Below are 17,641 nucleotides of genomic sequence, written 5' to 3' on the forward strand. Positions count from 1 at the left end.
GACGTCACCACGGGTCACCATGGAGGGATGCGGATCCTGGTGGTCGAGGACGAGCCCCTGCTCGCGGGCGCGGTGGCGGAGGGCCTGCGCGACGACGCGCACGCGGTGGACGTGGTGCACGACGGCGGCGCCGCGCTGGAGCGGCTGGACGTGCACGACTACGACGTGGTCGTGCTCGACCGGGATCTGCCGGTCGTGCACGGTGACGACGTGTGCCGGACGATCACCGCGCGCGGCGCGACGACCAGGGTGCTGATGCTGACCGCCGCGGCGACGGTCGACGACCGGGTCGCGGGCCTCGCCGTCGGCGCGGACGACTACCTGCCGAAGCCCTTCGCGTTCGTCGAGCTGGCCGCGCGGGTCACGGCGCTGTGCCGGCGGTCCCGCCCGGCCGCGCCGGCGGTGCTCACGCGGGCCGGCATCCGGCTCGACCCGCACCGCCGCGAGGTGTTCCGGGACGGCCGCTACGTTCCGCTGTCCCGCAAGGAGTTCGCGGTCCTGGCCGAACTGCTGCGCGCCGACGGCGCCGCCGTGTCCGCGGAGCAGTTGCTGGAGAAGGCGTGGGACGAGCACGCGGACCCCTTCACCCACACCGTGCGGATGACGATCCTCAAGCTGCGGCGCAAGCTCGGCGAACCACCGGTCGTGCTGACCGAACCGGGAGTGGGGTACCGGATCCCGTGAGGCGGCTGACGATCCGCGCCCGGCTGACACTGGTCCACGGCGGGCTGTTCCTCCTCGCCGGGATCACGCTGCTCGGCGTGACCTACGCGCTCGTCTCCCGGCAGGCGCCCGGCGCCGGCCCGGCCACCACGACCGCGGTGGACGGTCCGCCGCTGAAGCCGGCCGGGGAGGGACCGTCCCTCAACCAGGTGGTCGAGGAGACCCGGCAGGACACACTCGCCGCGCTGCTCACCCAGGGCGGGATCGCGCTCGTCGCGGTCGCCGCCGCGGCGACCACGCTCGGCTGGTTCGTCGCCGGGCGGCTGCTGCGGCCGCTGGACCGGGTGACCGAGACCGCGCGGCGGATCGCCGACGCCCCGGCCGCCGACCGCAGCCTGCACGAGCGCATCGCGCTGACCGGCCCGCCCGACGAGATCAAGCGGCTGGCCGACACGTTCGACCTGATGCCGGCCCGCCTCGACCACTCGCTGGACGGCCAGCGCCGGTTCGTCGCGAACGCGTCGCACGAACTGCGCACCCCGCTCACCCTCAACCGGACGCTGATCGAGGTCGCGATCGCGCGCCGCGGGGCCGGGGCCGACGTGCGCCGGCTCGGCGAGACGCTGCTGGAGGTCAACGCCCGCCACGAACGGCTGATCGAAGGACTGCTGGTGCTCGCCAACTCCGACCGCGAGCCCGGCGAGTTGTCCTATGTGGACCTGGCGGACATCGTGACGCACGTCGTGGCGCAGCAGCAGGGGGCGGTCGACGTCCACGCCGAGCCGGGCGAGGCGCCGACCTCCGGGAACCCGGTGCTCCTGGAGCGGCTCGTGCAGAACCTCGTCGAGAACGGCGTGCGGCACAACGTCACCGAGGGCGGTTGGGTGCGCGTCACGAGCACCACCCGAGCGGACGGCTCGGTGGAGCTCGTGGTCGCCAACACCGGGCCGGCCGTGCCCCGCTACGAGATCCCCGGCCTGTTCGCACCGTTCCGCCGGCCGGCCACGAACCGGCTCACCGGCGCCGGCCTCGGGCTCTCGATCGTGCGCGCGGTGGCCCGCGCCCACGGTGGCGAGGTCCACGCCGAGCCGCGCGAAGGCGGCGGCCTCGTCGTCACGGTCACCCTGCCCGGGGCACCCGCACCACCGGTCGCCGTGGCCGAAGCCGCCGACAGGCCGACATCGGCGCGAAGCGGGGACTACTGGCGGTTCAGGCCCGGCCTTCGCTGATCAGGCGGTATGGCTCGGGCGCCGCGGCCGGGATGATGGGCGTGCCGGATGCGCCGATCACCTCGGGGAGTGACAGCCCATGGGGCCCGAGGTCGACTGTCGCATCGCGGGCACGGCCGGAGTCGCGGCGGAGTATCGGTGGATGATTCCGTGGGGGATGCGTTGAGAATATCCTCGGATGAGCTGAAGTCCTACCTGAAAAGGCGCTACCCTGATCGCTGGAGAGAGGTCTCGGAGGAGGAACTGTCCGAACTGTCGCAGGAGTTGTCGGAAGTCGGCTACACGTCGATCGCCATGCTGGACGACGCGCTGCGGGGGACCGATCCGCACCTGCTCGATCATGAGGATTTCCTGCCCTACGCACACCGGGGCTACTTCACGGCCACAGGCGCGGTTCGGCAATCACTGGCCCTGGTCGATGAAGAGTACCGGGAATTCAAATATCCTGATGACGACTCCGATGAGCCGCCGATCGTGGGTTAGGGGACCGGGAGAAGCGGTGTGCTCGCCGGGAGGGTCGTCGACTGACCGGCGGGTTGGGTCCGCTGTGGGTTCGATCATCGGCAAGGCCGGGGGAACGGCTGCTAACCTCACTGCTAGCACGTGCAAGTCGTGGGGAGAGGTGGACGTGAGGGCCGGGGCGGGCAAGCGGGTGACGGCGGCGGACGTCGCGCGGTCCTTGGGGCTTTCCCGGGCCACGGTCGGTTTCGTGCTCAACGGGACGGCCGGGCAGAGGATCTCGGAGGCGACCAGGGACCGGGTGCTGGCGGAGGCCGCACGCCTGGGGTACCGCCCGCACACGGCCGCCCAGGCGCTCCGCCGCGGCAGCAGCAGGCTGGTCCTGCTGATCATCCCGGACTGGCCGGTGGACTTCAGCGTCGGCAAGTGCGTCGAGGAAGCCTCGCACACGCTGGAAGAGGCCGGGTACTCGCTCGTCACCCAGACGCACCACCCCGTGGGAACGGCCCGCCCGCTCTGGGAACTCCTCGACCCCGAGGTGGTGGTGGGTTTCGCGCCGTTCACCCCGGACGAGGTGGCGGCGATGCGGGGCTGTGGCATCACGAAGATCATCCCGGGGGCGGGGCCGAGTCCTTCGACGCCCGATCCCCTCGGCCTCGACGACGGCCCGCGCCTGCAGGTCGAGCACCTGCACGCGCGCGGCCACCGGCGCCTCGGCTTCGCCGCGACGACCGACGCGCGCGTGTCCGGCCTGGTCGAGTCCCGGCTGCGGGCGGCCCGGGAAGCCGCCGCGTCCCTGGGGGCGGCCCCGCCGGTCGTCCGACCGGTCGACGGCGCTCCGGCCGCGGCCGCGCGGGCGGTCCGGGACTGGCTCCACGCGAACGTGACGGGTGTCGTCGCGTACAACGACGACAGCGCCGCAAGGGTGATCGGCGCCGCCCTTCGCGGGGGCCACGACGTGCCCGCCGACCTCGCCGTCATCGGGCACGACGACAGCCCGTACACCGCGTTGTTCGTCCCCTCCATCTCCAGCATCCGGATCGACTACGCGGGGCTCGGGCGGCACCTGGCCGCGCTGGCGCTCCAGGCCGCCACCGGCCGCCCGCTGCCCGACGGCGGTGTCGACGCCGCGACCGCGGTGGTCGCCCGGGAGTCCACGGGGTCCTGACGGATCAGGCGTCCGTCACCCGCGAGCTTCCCGGTCCGGGCCGCGGTGGCACGCCCCGACGGGGTTCGGGGCGAGCCCGGCGTCTTACCGGGGTCGGCCGGCAGCGGCCGGAGGTCGGTGCGGGGAGGCGCTGATCGGGGCCGAGCCGGTCCGCGGGCCACCCGCCGCGTCGGCCGGGAGCCGGTCCCGGCGGTCGCGCAGGCCGTCCGGGCGAGGGCGTCTCGACGCCTGCCGGCAGGGCTTGCTCCACAGACGTCGGGTCGGGCACGGCGGTCGACCTCCGCAGGTGGTTGGAACGTTTCAAGCTCGAGTGCTTGCACGTGCTAGCCGGACGAGATTAGCATCACCGCTCACCGTCCCGCTAGCACGTGCTAACAGCGTGGACCTCGCCTTTCGGACAACGGAGTCTGCTCATGACCGACAGCCAAGCGTCCGCCGTCCCGCCGCCTCCCGCAACCACGTCGGCCCAGCTCCCGTCGCCGGACACGGGGCTGCCGGAGGTCTCCGCCCGCTACATCTGGTTGATGGTGCTCGCCCAGTTCGGCGTCTTCATCGCGTTCATCACCCCGCTGGCGATCTCGTTGTCGGTCCGGCTCGCGCAGCTCGCGCCGGGGCACGAGGAGTACCTCGGCTACGTCACCGGCGCCGGCGCCGCGACGGTCGTCGTCACCGGCCCGCTGCTGGGGGTGCTCAGCGACCGCACCCGCAGCCGGCTGGGTCGCCGCCGGCCGTTCATGGTCGTCGGCACGCTGGTCGGGATCGTGTCGCTGGTCGTGATGGCGACCGCCCCGAGCGTCCTCGTGCTCGGGCTCGGCTGGGTCCTCGCCCAGCTGGGCTGGGGCCAGGCCCTCGGCGCGCTGACCAACTCGCAGGCCGACCGCCTGCCGGAGTCCCAGCGCGGCAAGGTCGCCGGCCTGGTGGGGTTCGGCACCCTCGTCGCACCGGCCGTCGGCGTCACGCTCGCCGGCGGCTTCGTGGGTGACCCGCTCCTGCTCTTCCTGGTGCCCGGCGCGATCGGCGCCGTCCTGGTGGCGCTGTTCGTCGCCCTGGTGCCCGAGCCGGACAGCCGCGGCTCGTCCTTCGGCGCCCCGCTGACGATCGGCGCCCTGGCCCGCAAGTACGTGTTCGACCCTCGCCGGTACCCGGACTACTCCTGGGCGTGGCTCAGCCGCTTCCTGTTCTACTTCGGGCTGACGCTCAACACGACGTTCGTCGCGTTCTTCCTCGCCTCCCGCCTGGGTGTCGGCGTGCAGGAGGTGGCGGGCACCGTCGCCGCCCTGTCCGGGCTCGGCGTGCCGGCCACCTCCGCCGGGGCGATCGGCGGCGGGTTCCTCTCCGACCGGCTGCGCAGGCGGCGCGCGTTCGTGCTCGCCGCGGGAGCCGTCTTCGCGCTCGGCGCGGTCGTGATGGCGCTCGCCGGGAACCTGCCCCTGCTGTTCGCCGGGTCGCTGACCACGTCGATCGCGCTGGGCATGTTCTCGGCCGTCGACCAGGCGCTGGTGCTCGACGTCCTGCCGGAGCGGGAGAGCGAGGCCGGCCGGTTCATGGGCATCATCGGTTTCGCGACCAGCGTGCCGCAATCCGCGGCCCCCCTCGTCGCACCGGTGGTCCTGGCGGTCGGTGCGACCGCCACCGGCAAGAACTACACCCTGCTGTTCTTCGTCGCCGCCGCCTGCACCGTCCTGAGTGGACTCGCGGTGCTGCGCGTCAAGTCCGTTCGCTGAGGAGTCGATCATGTCATCCACCTGGCAGGCCAGGTTCATCACACCCGCGGCCACGTCCTGGGCGCGGCCCGGCGAGCCCGCGGCCTACTTCCGCCGCGAGTTCACCGTCGAGGGGGCGCCCCGCCGCGCGACGTTGCACGTCACCGCGATCGGGGTGGTCGAGGCCCACGTCAACGGCGCCCGCGTGGGCGAGGACGTGCTGACGCCCGGCTGGACGTCCTACCGCCACCGGCTGGCGGTGAGCAGCCACGACGTCACCGACCGGATCGTGCCCGGGGCCAACGCCCTGGGCGCGGTCGTCGGCGAGGGGTGGGCGATCGGCCGGCTCGGGTACGAGGGCAAGCGCAACCACTACGCCGACCGGCCGGGGCTGTTCCTGCAGCTCGACCTGGAGTACGACGACCGGGTCGAGACCGTCGGCACGGACGAGTCGTTCACCGCCGGGACCGGAGCCGTGCTCGCCAACAGCCTGTACGACGGGGAAGAGCACGACGCGCGCCTCGAACCCGTCGGCTGGGACCTCCCCGGCTTCGACGACACCACGTGGACGCCGGTGGAACCCTTCGACTGGGACCTCGCCACCCTGGTCACCACCGGCGCGCCGCCGATCCGCAGGACCCAGGAGCTCGCCCCGACCGCGATCCACCGCAACCGCGACGGCAACCCGATCGTCGACTTCGGGCAGAACATCTCGGGCCGGGTCAGGCTGACCGTGCGCGGGCGGGCCGGGCAGACGGTGACGCTGCGCCACGCCGAGGTCCTGGTCGACGGCGAGCTGAACACCGAGACCCTGCGCACGGCCGCAGCGACCGACCGGTACACCTCGCGGGGTGACGACGTGGAGACGTGGGAACCGAGGTTCACCTTCCACGGCTTCCGCTTCGTCGAGGTGGACGGCTATCCCGGCACGCTGACCGCCGACGACATCACCGCGGTCGTCGTCCACAGCGACATGCCCCGCACCGGCTGGTTCGAGTGCTCCGACGAACGGCTCAACCGGCTGCACGCCAACGTCGTGTGGTCCATGCGGGACAACTTCGTCGGCGTCCCCACCGACTGCCCGCAGCGCGACGAACGCCTGGGTTGGACCGGGGACATCAACGCCTTCGGCCCGACCGCGGCCTTCCTCTACGACGTGCGCGGGGTGCTCGGGTCGTGGCTCGCCGATCTCGCCGCCGAGCACCGCGCGAAGGGCTACGTCCCCTGGGTGGTCCCCGACGTGCTGTCGACGCCGTGCACGCCGACCGCGCTGTGGAGCGACGTGGCGGTCAGCCTGCCGTGGACCCTGTACACCGAATACGGCGACGTCGGGATCCTGCGGCGCAGCTACGGGTCCATGTCCGCGTTCATCCGGGACGTCGAGACCCGGCTGAACGGGAACGGCTTGTGGGACCGGGGGTTCCAGTTCGGCGACTGGCTCGACCCCGACGCGCCGATCGACAACCCCGCCGGGGGGAAGACCGACCGCCACCTCGTGGCCTCGGCCTTCCTGTGCCGCACCACCGCCGAGATCACGAAGGCCGCGCGCCTGCTGGGCGAGACCGACGACGCCGAGCACTTCGCGGCCCTCGCCGCGCGCGTGCGGACCGCCTTCCGCCACGAGTACGTCACCGCGTCCGGCCGCCTCGCCGACGAGTCCGCCACCGCACTGGCGCTCTCGATCTGCTTCGACATCCTGGACGAGGAGCAGGAGGTCAGGGCGGGCGAGCGGTTGGCCGCGCTGGTCGCCAAGGCCGGCTACCGGATCTCCACCGGCTTCGCCGGGACCCCGTTCGTCACGGAGGCGCTCAGCCGGACCGGTCACCTGGACGTGGCCTACCTCCTGCTGCTGGAGACCGGGTGCCCGTCGTTCCTCTACCCGGTGACGATGGGAGCGACGACGATCTGGGAACGGTGGGACTCGATCCGGCCGGACGGCTCGGTCAACCCGTCGGGGATGACGTCGCTGAACCACTACGCGCTCGGCGCGGTCGCCGACTGGCTGCACAAGGTCGTCGGCGGCCTGACCCCCGCCGAACCCGGCTACCTCAGGATGCGCATCGCACCACGCCCAGGTGGCGATCTCACCCACGCGACCGTCACCCACGACACGGTGCACGGGCCGGCCTCCGTCGCGTGGCGCATCAGCGAGAACCGGATGCGACTCGACGTGCGGATCCCGGAGGGCACCAGCGCGACCGTCGTGCTGCCGCTGCACCCCGACGACCTCGTCGTCGAGGTCGAGGCCGGCGAGCACGGTTGGCAGTACGACATCGCGGGCACGGCCCCGGTCCGGTACACGATGGACACACCGCTGCGGGTCCTCGCCCAGGACGCCGCGGTGTGGCGTGCCGTCACCGAGGCGTTCGGCAAGCACTTCCCCGGCATCCCCCTCGACGCCTCCGCCCCGGAAGCGGCGAGCTTCTCGCTCAACACCGTCCTCCACCACGTGCCCGGCGCCTCGCGGGAACTCCAGGACGATCTCACGGCCGCCGTCGTCGGCCGGGAAGGACACCGCTGATGCCACAGCACACCACCGCCGACCTCACGCTGGAGCAGAAGGCGTCGCTGCTGTCCGGGCACGACTTCTGGACCACCAAGGCGATCGACGCCGCGGGCGTGCCGTCCCTGCTCCTGGTCGACGGACCGCACGGACTCCGCGCCCAGGACGCCGAAGTCGACCACCTGGGCGTGCACGCCGGCCGACCCGCCACCTGCTTCCCCACCGCGGCCGCCGTCGGCAGCAGCTGGGACCCCGAGGTGGCCGCGGAGATCGGCGCCGCCCTCGGCCGCGAGGCGCGCGCCGCCGGCGTCACCGTCAACCTCGGCCCCGGCGTGAACATCAAGCGGTCACCGTTGTGCGGCCGCAACTTCGAGTACTACTCCGAAGACCCGCTGCTGAGCGGCGTGCTGGGGGCCGCGCACGTGCGCGCTCTCCAGGAGCAGGGCGTGGGCGCCTCCGTCAAGCACTTCGCGGCCAACAACCAGGAGACCGACCGGATGCGGATCAGCGCGGACGTGGACGAGCGCACGCTGCGCGAGATCTACCTCCCGGCGTTCGAGAAGGTCGTCACCGAAGCGCACCCGGCCACGGTCATGTGCTCGTACAACCGCGTCAACGGCGTCCTGGCGTCGCAGAACCGCTGGCTGCTCACCGACGTCCTGCGCGACGAGTGGGGGTTCGACGGCGTCGTCGTCTCCGACTGGGGCGCCGTGGCCGACCGCGTCGCGGCGCTCGTCGCCGGCCTGGACCTGGAGATGCCGGGCACCGGCGGCGCCACCGATGCCGAGATCGTGGCCGCGGTGCGCAGCGGCGAGCTGGACGAGGCGGTGGTCGACCGGAGCGTGCGCCGCGTGGTCGAACTCTCCCGGAGGGCCGCGCCCGCGACCGGCACGTTCGACGCCGCCGCCCACCACTCGCTGGCGAAGCGACTCGCCACCGAGTGCGCCGTGCTGGTGAAGAACGACCGGGGGACCCTGCCGATCGCGCCCGGCGCCGCCGTCGCCGTCGTCGGGCGGTTCGCCGCCGAGGCGCGCTTCCAGGGTGGCGGCAGCTCGCACGTGAACCCGACCCGCGTCGACACCGCACTCGACGCGATCCGGGCGTTGGGCACGTCCGTCCGCTACGCGCGCGGGCTCGACGACAACGCCGTGGGGATCGCCCGCGAAGCGGAGGTGAGCGTCGTCTTCGCCGGGTTGGAGGAGTCCGACGAGTCCGAGGGCTACGACCGCGACACCCTCGACCTGCCCGCGGACCAGGTGGACCTCATCCGCGCGGTCGCGGCGGTCAGCCGGCGGACCGTCGTCGTGCTCTCGCACGGCGGGGTCGTCTCGCTCGAAGGCTGGCACGACGAGGTCGACGCGATCCTGGAGGGCTGGCTGCTCGGCCAGGCCGGCGGCGCCGCCGTCGCGGACCTGCTGTTCGGCATCGCCAACCCCTCCGGCCACCTCGCCGAGACCATCCCGGTCCGCCTGCGGGACAACCCGAGCTACTTCAACTTCCCCGGCGAGCAGGGGCACGTCCGCTACGGCGAGGGCGTGCTCGTCGGCTACCGCTACTACGAGACCGCCGAGGTCGGAGTCCGGTACCCGTTCGGCCACGGCCTGTCCTACACCACGTTCGGGACGAGCGACCTCACCGTCACCACCACCGGGGACGACAGCGCGACGGTCTCGGTGACCGTGACGAACACCGGTTCCGTCGCGGGCAAGCACGTCGTGCAGGTCTACGTCGCGACCACGGCCGGCCCGGTCCGCCGCCCCGCCCGCGAACTCCGCGCGTTCACCAAGGTCGCGCTGGAACCGGGCGAGTCGCGCAGGGTGGAGCTGTCCCTCGGCCGCCGGGCCTTCGCCTACTACGACATCGAGCTGCGCCGGTGGGTGGTCGCCCCCGGCGACTACACCGTCCAGGTCGGCGAGAGCGCCGCCGTGGTCGTGGCGCAGGAGCGGATCACGCTCGTCGGGGACGTGATCGAGCGCGAGCTGAGCCTGGACTCACCGGTCGAGGAGTGGTTCGGCCACCCGGTGGTCGGCCCGCTGATCACCCGCACCCTCACCGAGGCCATGACCGAGGAGCAGGCGCGGCAGGCGGAGACCTCGTCGGACTCGCTGCGCATGGTCGCCTCGCTGCCGATGGGCCAGTTCGTCCACTTCCTGACCCTGAGCGGCGCGCACCTGCCCCCCGACGCCCTGGCCGATCTGGTCGAGATCAGCAAGACCCGCGTCGCGCCTTCCGTGGACCACGCGGCGGAAGGGGTCTCCCGGTGACCACACCCACGCGTCCGCGCACGCACGTGGGCGGCTGCGAAACCCACCGGCCGTTCGACACCGGACCCGTCTCCACGAAGTGAGGTCGCACGTGCGAAGCAAGCGGACCCGTGTCCTCCTCACCGGAGCCACGGGCAACTGGGGTCGCGCGGTCCTCGACGAGTTCCGCGAACGGGCCGACCGCGTCGAGGTCGTGGCACTGGTCCTGCCCGGCAGGCGTGACACCGAGGTGGTCCGCCGCTACGAGGACATGGAGAACCTCCAGGTCGTCCACGGCGACCTGACCGACTACGACGCGGTCGAGCGCTGCGTGCGCGGCGCGGACTTCGTGCTGCACGTCGGCGCGGTGGTCTCGCCCTTCGCCGACGACCACCCCGACCTGGCCCACCGGGTCAACGTGGGCGGCATCCGCAACATCGTCCGCGCCGTGCGCGCCCAACCCGACCCGGCCCGCACCGCCGTCGTCGGCATCGGCTCGGTCGCGCAGACCGGTGACCGCAACCCGCCCCACCACTGGGGGCGCGTCGGCGACCCGCTGCGCGTCTCCCGCTACGACGAGTACGGGCAGACCAAGGTCGTCGCGGAGAAGGAACTGGTCGACTCCGGCCTGCCCCGGTGGGCGTGGCTGCGCCAGACCGGCATCTTCCACCCCGGCATGCTCCGGATCCGCGACCCGATCATGACGCACTCCACGCTCGGCGGCGTCATGGAGTGGGTCTCGGTCGAGGACGCCGCCCGGCTGCTGGCCAACCTCTGCGAACCCGACGTGCCCGAGGAGTTCTGGGGCGGGATCCACAACATCGGCGGCGGCGAGGCGTGGCGGCTGACCAACTGGCAGCTCCAGGAGCGCATCGGCGCGGCGCTCGGTGTCGGCGACCCGAGGCGCTGGTACGACCGGAACTGGTTCGCCACCCGCAACTTCCACGGCCAGTGGTACACCGACTCCGACCGGTTGGAGGAGCTGGTCCCGTTCCGCGGCGACAGCTTCGACGCCGCCCTGGACCGGGCCCTGCGCGCCAACCCCTCGTTGGCGATGGCGGGTCGGGTGCCGGCGTGGGTGGTGAAGAACCTCGTGATGAGGCCGCTCACCCGGAAGCAGCGGGGCACGATGGCCTACGTCCGCGACGGGGACGAGGAGGCGATCGCGGCCTACTACGGCTCCCGCGCGGAGTTCGAGGCCATCGGCGGCTGGGACACCTTCCGGCCCGTCGAGCCGGACCGCGTGCCCTCCTACCTCGACCACGGCTACGACGAGGACAAGGACCCCGCCCGGTGGACGGCGGCGGACTACCGCGACGCCGCCGCGTTCCGCGGGGGAGAGCTGGTCTCGTCCGACGCGGTGCAGGGCGACGTCGCCACCCCGCTCTCGTGGCGGTGCGCGTTCGGCCACGGGTTCACCGGCAGCCCCCGCCTGGTCCTCACCGCAGGGCACTGGTGCCCCGAGTGCGTCAAGGACGTCGCCGGCTACCCCCGGCAGGCCGAGCGCAACGCCTTCCTCGCCCAGCTCGAACCCGCCGACGCGCCGCACGACCCGGTATCGGGGTGACCCGGACTCCCGCTCAGTGGAACACCGGCCACCGGGCCGGGCGCCCGGCGGCTCTACTGCGCTCGTCGCGACACACCACTACCCGGAGGTTCCATGAACGACGGTGGGCGGTTGACGTTCGTCAAGGTCGTCGTGGACGACCTCGACGCGCAGGCCGGGTTCTACCGCTCCGTCCTCGCGCTGGCGGCCGTGCACCGGCTGTCCGGCGGTGAGGGCGAGGGCCGCTACGAGCAGGTCGTGCTCGCCGGGGCCGGTGCGGGGCCGACCGTGCTGCTGGTGCGCTACCCCGACCGGGTCGTGCCGCCGGCGGGCGAGGCCGTGCTCGGCTTCGGCGTCGCCGACGTCGACGAGGTCGTGCGCGCCGCCGTGGCGGCCGGGGGCTCCGTGCGGGTCGGGCCCAGGGCGCTGCCCGGCACCGGGATGCGGGTGGCGGTGGTGACCGATCCGGAGGGGCACGCGCTGGAGCTGGTGCAGGGCTCGTGAGGGCTGTCGCGACCACCACGACGCACGGGAAGAGGACGACGATGTTCGATCTGTCGGGCCACGCGGCCCTGGTCACCGGAGCCGGTCGGAACGCGGGCGCGGGCATCGCCCGCTGCTTGGCCGCACGCGGTGCGGCGGTGGCGGTCAACGACCTGGTCGCGGAGCGGGCCGAGGCGGTCGCGGAGGAGATCGCGGCGGCCGGTGGCGCGGCGGTGGCGGTGCCGTTCGACGTCACCGACCGCGAGGCGGTCAAGGACGCCGTGGCGCGCGCTCGCGCGGGGCTGGGGCGGTCCGTCGACATCATGGTGCACAACGCCGGCATCGCCGCCGACTTCGGGCAGGGGCACTTCCGCACCCTCGACCCGGGCCGGTGGCGCGCACCGATCGAGATCAACCTGTTCGGCGCGATGAACTGCGTCTCGGCGGTCGTGGACGACATGTGCGAAGCCGGGTGGGGGCGCATCGTGCAGATCTCCTCCGGCGCCGCCCGCACGGGCTCCGACCAGGGCCTGTCGCTCTACGGGGCGGGCAAGAGCGGGGTGGAGGGCTTCATGCGGCACCTGTCACAGGAGCTGGCGCCCTCCGGTGTCACGGTCAACACGCTGGCCCTGGGGCTCCAGACCAACGCCGCCGGGGCGGCCACCGAGGTGTTCGCGCGGAAGATCCCCACCCGCCGGCTGGGCACGCCCGAGGACGTCGGCGCGGCCGTGGTCTACCTGGCCTCGGAGGAGGCGTCCTGGCTGACGGGGCAGATCCTCGACCTCAACGGCGGCAGCGTCACGTCCTGACCGGCGGGTGGGCGGAGCCGGTGCGCCGTCACCGCCCACCCGGCCGCGCACCGTACGGTGGTGCGGATCGTGAGGAGTGCCCATGCCCGCCAGGAGGAGCGCCGACACCGCGGACCAGGCCGTGTCGCGCGTGGTCGACGGCATCAAGCGGATGATCGTCTCCGGTGACCTGCTGCCGGGTCAGCAGATCCGGCAGGAGCAGATGGCCGCCGTGCTCGGGGTGAGCCGGTTGCCGGTGCGCGAGGGCCTGCGGCAGTTGGTGGCCGACGGGCTGGTGGCGCACGAGCACAACGTGGGCTTCGCCGTGGCGCGGTTGAGCCGCCCGGAGTTCGACCAGGTCTACCTGATGCGGCGGCTGCTGGAGACCGAGGTGATCCGCAGCCTGCCGCGGCCGGACCCCGCGCGGCTGGACCGGATCGGATCGCTCGCCGAGGACGTCGAACGGGCCGCCGCCGATCTGGACCTGCCCCGGATGAGGGAGGCCAACAGCGCCTTCCACCAGGCGATCTTCGGGCTGAGCGCGCTGAACCTGGTGGTCGCGGAGATCAACCGCATCTGGACGTGGGCGTTGCCGTACCACGCGGTGTACCTCTACGACGAGGCCGCGCGGGCACGCATCCTCGCCGAGCACCGGGACATGCTGGCCGCGTTGGGCTCGGGCGACCTGGAACGGCTGGTCGAGCTGATGGACACGCACCGGGCGGGCTCGGAGGCGCGGCTGTCGTTGATGTTCGGGGCGGGCGCGGTTCCCCGGCCGTCGGCCGGGTGAGGCGTCCACTCAGCGGAACGGCGGATACAGGATTGGATCCAATTTCCTAGGCTGGCCCGGACCCCGAGAGAGGAGTCCGGGTGACAGCCACGATCGACCTCGCCGCCCACCGCCCCGGCGACGCCGAGCTGAGGCTCCGGGACGAGGTGCGGCACTTCCTCGACGACGAGCGCGCCGCCGGGGCGTTCCGCCCGCGCGGCGACGCCTGGATGTCCGCCGCCGACCCCGCCTTCAGCAGGCGGCTCGGCGCGCGCGGCTGGCTGGGCATGACCCTGCCCGCCCGCTACGGCGGCCACGACCGCTCCCCGCTGGAGCGCTTCGCGGTGGTCGAGGAGCTGCTGGCGGCGGGCGCGCCGGTCGCCGCGCACTGGATCGCCGACCGCCAGACGGCCCCCTCGATCCTGCGCAACGGCACCGAGGAGCAGCGGCTCCGGTACCTGCCGGGCATCGCCCGCGGCGAGTGCTTCTTCGCCATCGGCATGAGCGAGCCGGACGCGGGTTCCGACCTGGCCGCCGTGCGCACCCGCGCCCGCGAGGTGGCCGGCGGCTGGGAGATCACCGGCGCCAAGCTGTGGACCACCGGCGCGCACTTCGCCCACGCGATCGTCGTGCTCGCCCGCACCGACGGCGCACCCGGCGACCGGCACGCCGGCCTGTCGCAGTTCGTGGTGGACCTGCCGCACCCGGCGGTGCACGTCCGGCCCATCACGACGATCGACGGCGAGCACCACTTCAACGAGGTCGTCCTCGACCACGCCGTCGTCCCGGCCGGCGCGCTGCTGGGCGAGCGGGGCGCCGGCTGGCGGCAGGTCGTCGCGGAGCTGGCGCACGAGCGCTCCGGGCCCGAGCGGTTCCTCAGCACCGCACCGCTGCTCCAGGCGTGGGCGTCGGGGCTGCGCGAGGGCGACCCGGTGGCCGCCCGCGAGGTCGGGAGGCTCACCGCCCGCGCCTGGGCGTTGCGGCAGCTCTCGCTGGCCGTGGCCGCCGCGCTGGCGGCGGGCCGATCCCCCGAGGTGGCCGCGGCCCTGGTCAAGGACCTCGGATCCCGCTTCGAGGGCGACGTCGTGGAGTCGGTGCGGCGGGTGGCGGGCGTCGAGCCCCGACCCGGCGCGGACGGACTCGCGGGGCTGCTCGCCGAGGCGATCCCGCGCACGCCGGCGTTCACCCTGCGCGGCGGCACGAACGAGATCCTGCGGTCCGTCGTGGCCCGCGGTCTGGGGGTCCGGTGAGCGACGAGCTGCACGAGGAGATCCGCGCCGCCGTCGGCGCGATCCTCAAGGGACGCACGACGGGCGGCTTCGACGCCGCGCTGTGGCAGGACCTGGCCGACACCGGCTTCCACCTGCTGGGCGTGCCCGAGGAGGTGGGCGGCAGCGGCGGGGGGCTGCGCGACCTCGCGGTCGTGGTCGACCTCGTCGCCCGCCACGCCGCCGGGGCCCCGGTCGCCGAGTCGGCGTTCCTGGCCGGGTGGCTGCTGGCCCGGGCCGGTCTGGACGTGCCCGGTGGTCTGGTCGTGGCCTCGCTCGACGTGGTGAAGGCGCACCGGCGCGGCGGTCCGCCGCGGCTGTCGGGCCGGGCCGCCGTGCCGTGGGCGCGGCACGCCGACCACGTCGTCACCCTCGCCCGGGACGGCGACGACCTGTGCGTGGCCGTGGCGCCGGTCGGCGAGGTCGAGCAGGCGGAGAACCTCGCCGGGGAACCGCGGGACACCGCGGTGCTCCACGACGTCGAGGCCGTCGCCTCCGCGCCGGTCGGGATCGACGCCGACGAGCTGCGGCTGAGGGGCGCGCTGGTGCGGTCGGTGCAGCTCGCGGGCACGGCCCGCGCGGTGTTGGAGTCCGCCCGGCGGCACGTCGCCGAACGCGAGCAGTTCGGCCGCCCGCTGGCCCGCTTCCAGGCCGTGCAGCAGCACCTGGCCGCGCTCGCGGCGGAGGTCACCGCCATGCGGATCGCCGCCGACGCCGCGCTGCTCGCGGTCGAGGCGGACGACCGGGCCGAGGTCGCCGTGGCCGCCGCCAAGGCCACCACGTCGGCCGGCGCGCACGTCGTGGCCACGATCGGGCACCAGCTGCACGGTGCGCTCGGCTACTCCGCCGAGCACCACCTCGGTGCGGCGACCGCGCGGCTGTGGTCGTGGCGCGAGGAGTTCGGCAACGAGGCCCACTGGCAGGACCGGCTGGCCGCCGCCGTGGCGGAAGAAGGCTCGTGGTGGGCGACGGTCAGCGGGGGCGCCCGGTGAGCGGGGGAGCGCTGCGCGGCCTGAAGGTGCTGGACCTGAGCCGGGTGCTGGCCGGGCCGCTGTGCACGCAGATGCTCGCCGACCACGGCGCCGAGGTGGTCAAGGTCGAACCCCCGGCGGGCGACGAGACCCGCCGCTGGGGGCCGCCGTTCGTGGACGACGGGCAGACCACCAGCGCCTACTACCAGGGGCTCAACCGCAACAAGGCCAACATCGTGCTCGACCTCAAGGTCGGGCGGGCCCGCGAGGTGGTGCTCGACCTCATCGCCGGCGCGGACGTGGTCGTGGAGAACTTCAAGGCCGGGACCATGGAACGCTGGGGCCTGGGCTACGAGTCGCACCTGGCCGCGCGGTTCCCGCGCCTGGTGTACTGCCGCATCACCGGCTACGGCGTGGACGGCCCGCTGGGCGGGGAACCGGGCTACGACGCGGTGCTCCAGGCCCACGGCGGGCTGATGAGCGTCAACGGCGAACCGGACGGCGACCCGCTGCGCGTCGGTGTGCCGATCGTGGACATCACCGCCGCGCACCAGGCGTTCGCCGGCGTCCTGCTGGCCCTGACCGAGCGGGCGGTCAGCGGGCGCGGGCAGCTGGTGGACATCACGCTGATCGACGCCGTGGTGTCGCTGATGCACCCGCACTCCGCCGCCCACCTGGCCTCCGGGGCGGTGCCGGTCCGCACCGGGGCCGCGCACCCGACCGTCGCGCCGTACCAGGTGTTCCGCACCGCGCGCGGCGGCAGCCTGTTCGTGGCCGCCGCCAGCGACGCCCACTTCGCCGCGCTCACCGACGTGCTCGGCCGGCCCGACCTGGCCGGGGACGGGAGGTTCCTGCGCAACCGGGACCGCGTCGAGCACCGCGCCGAGCTGCTGGCCCTGCTCGAACCGCTGTTCCGCGCCCGGGACGCCGACGAACTGGCCGAGGCGCTGCGGGGGCGTGGGGTGCCCGCGAGCCCGGTCAACGACGTCGCCGCCGCGCTGGCCGCGCCGCAGGTGCGGCACCGGGGCATGGTGGTCTCCGACGGCGACTACCGGGGGATCGGCGTGCCGATCAAGCTCGGCCGCTCGGCCTCGGCGCCGCCCCGCGCCCCCGCCGCCCGGGGCGCGGACACCGAACGCGTCCTGGCCGCCCACGGCTACGGGGCCGACGACGTCGCGGCGCTGCGCGAGTGCGGGGCGCTCGGCTGAGGGTCATCGCACGGCCGCGCCCGCCAGCACCATCCGCAACGCGTCGCGCAGCAGCGCGTCCAGGTCCTCGTCGGAGCCGGACGTGATCCAGTGCTCGAAGACGTGCCGGGTGGCGTGCACGACCAGGTAGGCGGGCAGCGTGCGGTGCAGCGGGTGCCCGCCCGCCGGCAGGCGCCGGTCGAGGTACCCGGCGATCACCTCGCACAGCTCCCGGTCGGCCTCCTGCCAGCGCAGCCGGTACTCCGGCGTGGTCACCATCAGCGTGAGGAACCGCCGGTCGAACTCGCTGATCCGGCCGCCGGGCATGGCGGCGGTCCAGGCCGCGACGAGGGCCTCGACCGGGTCGGTGGTGTCCGGGACGTCCCGCAGCGCGTTCGCGACGGCCTCGGCGGTGGCGCGGAACAGCGGGCGCACCACGTCCTCCTTGACCGGGAAGTGGCGGTGGAACGTGCGCGGGGAGACGCCGGCGGCCTCGGCGATGCGCTCGACCTTCGCCGAGGTGTCGCCGTCGGCCACGAAGATCTCCATCGCGGCGCGGGCGATCGCGGCGCGCAGCTCCTCGGCACGCCGCTCGGTCAGCGTCGGGCGCTCACCCCTCGGCACGTGCACACCCCTTCGCAAGCCCGGTACCTGGCCAAAC

Annotated in this window: 15 protein-coding genes; 14 read left to right on the forward strand and 1 reads right to left on the reverse strand. The window is 73.8% G+C overall.

Going from position 1 to position 17,641, the window contains the following annotated elements:
- Nucleotides 1-27 precede the first annotated feature (27 nt).
- From ACWEFJ_RS24370 to ACWEFJ_RS24435, 14 genes are all read left to right on the forward strand, one after another.
- Nucleotides 28-684 (forward strand): response regulator transcription factor, encoded by a 657-nt coding sequence (locus ACWEFJ_RS24370; RefSeq protein WP_449715162.1) that lies wholly within the window; start codon nucleotides 28-30, stop codon nucleotides 682-684.
- Entirely contained in the window at nucleotides 681-1,892 is a 1,212-nt protein-coding gene (locus tag ACWEFJ_RS24375) for a sensor histidine kinase (protein WP_449715163.1), read from the forward strand. Before ACWEFJ_RS24370 ends, ACWEFJ_RS24375 begins: the two co-directional genes overlap by 4 nt.
- Nucleotides 1,893-2,030: 138 nt before the next feature.
- Nucleotides 2,031-2,375 (forward strand): hypothetical protein, encoded by a 345-nt coding sequence (locus ACWEFJ_RS24380; RefSeq protein ID WP_449715164.1) that lies wholly within the window; start codon nucleotides 2,031-2,033, stop codon nucleotides 2,373-2,375.
- A 145-nt stretch (nucleotides 2,376-2,520) separates the two neighbouring features.
- The gene (locus ACWEFJ_RS24385; protein ID WP_449715165.1) at nucleotides 2,521-3,519 is read left to right on the forward strand and encodes a LacI family DNA-binding transcriptional regulator; all 999 of its coding nucleotides are present in this window, start codon (nucleotides 2,521-2,523) and stop codon (nucleotides 3,517-3,519) included.
- A 413-nt stretch (nucleotides 3,520-3,932) separates the two neighbouring features.
- Nucleotides 3,933-5,243: an MFS transporter gene (locus ACWEFJ_RS24390; protein ID WP_449715166.1), complete on the forward strand. Its 1,311-nt coding sequence runs from the start codon at nucleotides 3,933-3,935 to the stop codon at nucleotides 5,241-5,243.
- Nucleotides 5,244-5,253: 10 nt separating this feature from the next.
- Nucleotides 5,254-7,743, forward strand: coding sequence for a glycoside hydrolase family 78 protein (locus ACWEFJ_RS24395; protein WP_449715167.1), 2,490 nt, complete (start codon nucleotides 5,254-5,256; stop codon nucleotides 7,741-7,743).
- Nucleotides 7,743-9,989 (forward strand): glycoside hydrolase family 3 C-terminal domain-containing protein, encoded by a 2,247-nt coding sequence (locus ACWEFJ_RS24400; protein WP_449715168.1) that lies wholly within the window; start codon nucleotides 7,743-7,745, stop codon nucleotides 9,987-9,989. Before ACWEFJ_RS24395 ends, ACWEFJ_RS24400 begins: the two co-directional genes overlap by 1 nt.
- A gap of 91 nt (nucleotides 9,990-10,080) precedes the next feature.
- Entirely contained in the window at nucleotides 10,081-11,535 is a 1,455-nt protein-coding gene (locus tag ACWEFJ_RS24405) for an NAD-dependent epimerase/dehydratase family protein (RefSeq protein WP_449715169.1), read from the forward strand.
- A 93-nt stretch (nucleotides 11,536-11,628) separates the two neighbouring features.
- Nucleotides 11,629-12,018 (forward strand): VOC family protein, encoded by a 390-nt coding sequence (locus tag ACWEFJ_RS24410; RefSeq protein ID WP_378088230.1) that lies wholly within the window; start codon nucleotides 11,629-11,631, stop codon nucleotides 12,016-12,018.
- Nucleotides 12,019-12,059: 41 nt separating this feature from the next.
- Complete coding sequence (locus ACWEFJ_RS24415) at nucleotides 12,060-12,806, forward strand: SDR family NAD(P)-dependent oxidoreductase (RefSeq protein WP_378088232.1); 747 nt, start codon at nucleotides 12,060-12,062, stop codon at nucleotides 12,804-12,806.
- Nucleotides 12,807-12,888: 82 nt separating this feature from the next.
- Nucleotides 12,889-13,575: a GntR family transcriptional regulator gene (locus ACWEFJ_RS24420; RefSeq protein WP_378088234.1), complete on the forward strand. Its 687-nt coding sequence runs from the start codon at nucleotides 12,889-12,891 to the stop codon at nucleotides 13,573-13,575.
- Between the two features lie 80 nt (nucleotides 13,576-13,655).
- Entirely contained in the window at nucleotides 13,656-14,804 is a 1,149-nt protein-coding gene (locus ACWEFJ_RS24425; RefSeq protein ID WP_449715170.1) for an acyl-CoA dehydrogenase family protein, read from the forward strand.
- Complete coding sequence (locus tag ACWEFJ_RS24430) at nucleotides 14,801-15,814, forward strand: acyl-CoA dehydrogenase family protein (RefSeq protein ID WP_449715171.1); 1,014 nt, start codon at nucleotides 14,801-14,803, stop codon at nucleotides 15,812-15,814. The genes ACWEFJ_RS24425 and ACWEFJ_RS24430 overlap by 4 nt, the downstream gene beginning before the upstream one ends.
- Nucleotides 15,811-17,001 (forward strand): CaiB/BaiF CoA transferase family protein, encoded by a 1,191-nt coding sequence (locus ACWEFJ_RS24435; protein WP_449715172.1) that lies wholly within the window; start codon nucleotides 15,811-15,813, stop codon nucleotides 16,999-17,001. Before ACWEFJ_RS24430 ends, ACWEFJ_RS24435 begins: the two co-directional genes overlap by 4 nt.
- Before the next feature lie 3 nt (nucleotides 17,002-17,004).
- Here the strand turns inward: ACWEFJ_RS24435 and ACWEFJ_RS24440 are convergent, their stop codons facing one another.
- Complete coding sequence (locus ACWEFJ_RS24440) at nucleotides 17,005-17,604, reverse strand: TetR/AcrR family transcriptional regulator (RefSeq protein WP_449715173.1); 600 nt, start codon at nucleotides 17,602-17,604, stop codon at nucleotides 17,005-17,007.
- Nucleotides 17,605-17,641: the final 37 nt, after the last annotated feature.

It is taken from the genome of Actinosynnema sp. NPDC004786 (genome assembly GCF_053601135.1).

Bases quoted from the DNA above. Each gene is read 5' to 3' on its own strand.
- ACWEFJ_RS24410 (WP_378088230.1), top strand. From the start codon at position 11,629: ATGAACGACGGTGGGCGGTTGACGTTCGTCAAGGTCGTCGTGGACGAC.
- ACWEFJ_RS24370 (WP_449715162.1), top strand. From the start codon at position 28: ATGCGGATCCTGGTGGTCGAGGACGAGCCCCTGCTCGCGGGCGCGGTG.
- ACWEFJ_RS24400 (WP_449715168.1), top strand. From the start codon at position 7,743: ATGCCACAGCACACCACCGCCGACCTCACGCTGGAGCAGAAGGCGTCG.
- ACWEFJ_RS24420 (WP_378088234.1), top strand. From the start codon at position 12,889: ATGCCCGCCAGGAGGAGCGCCGACACCGCGGACCAGGCCGTGTCGCGC.
- ACWEFJ_RS24415 (WP_378088232.1), top strand. From the start codon at position 12,060: ATGTTCGATCTGTCGGGCCACGCGGCCCTGGTCACCGGAGCCGGTCGG.
- ACWEFJ_RS24395 (WP_449715167.1), top strand. From the start codon at position 5,254: ATGTCATCCACCTGGCAGGCCAGGTTCATCACACCCGCGGCCACGTCC.
- ACWEFJ_RS24390 (WP_449715166.1), top strand. From the start codon at position 3,933: ATGACCGACAGCCAAGCGTCCGCCGTCCCGCCGCCTCCCGCAACCACG.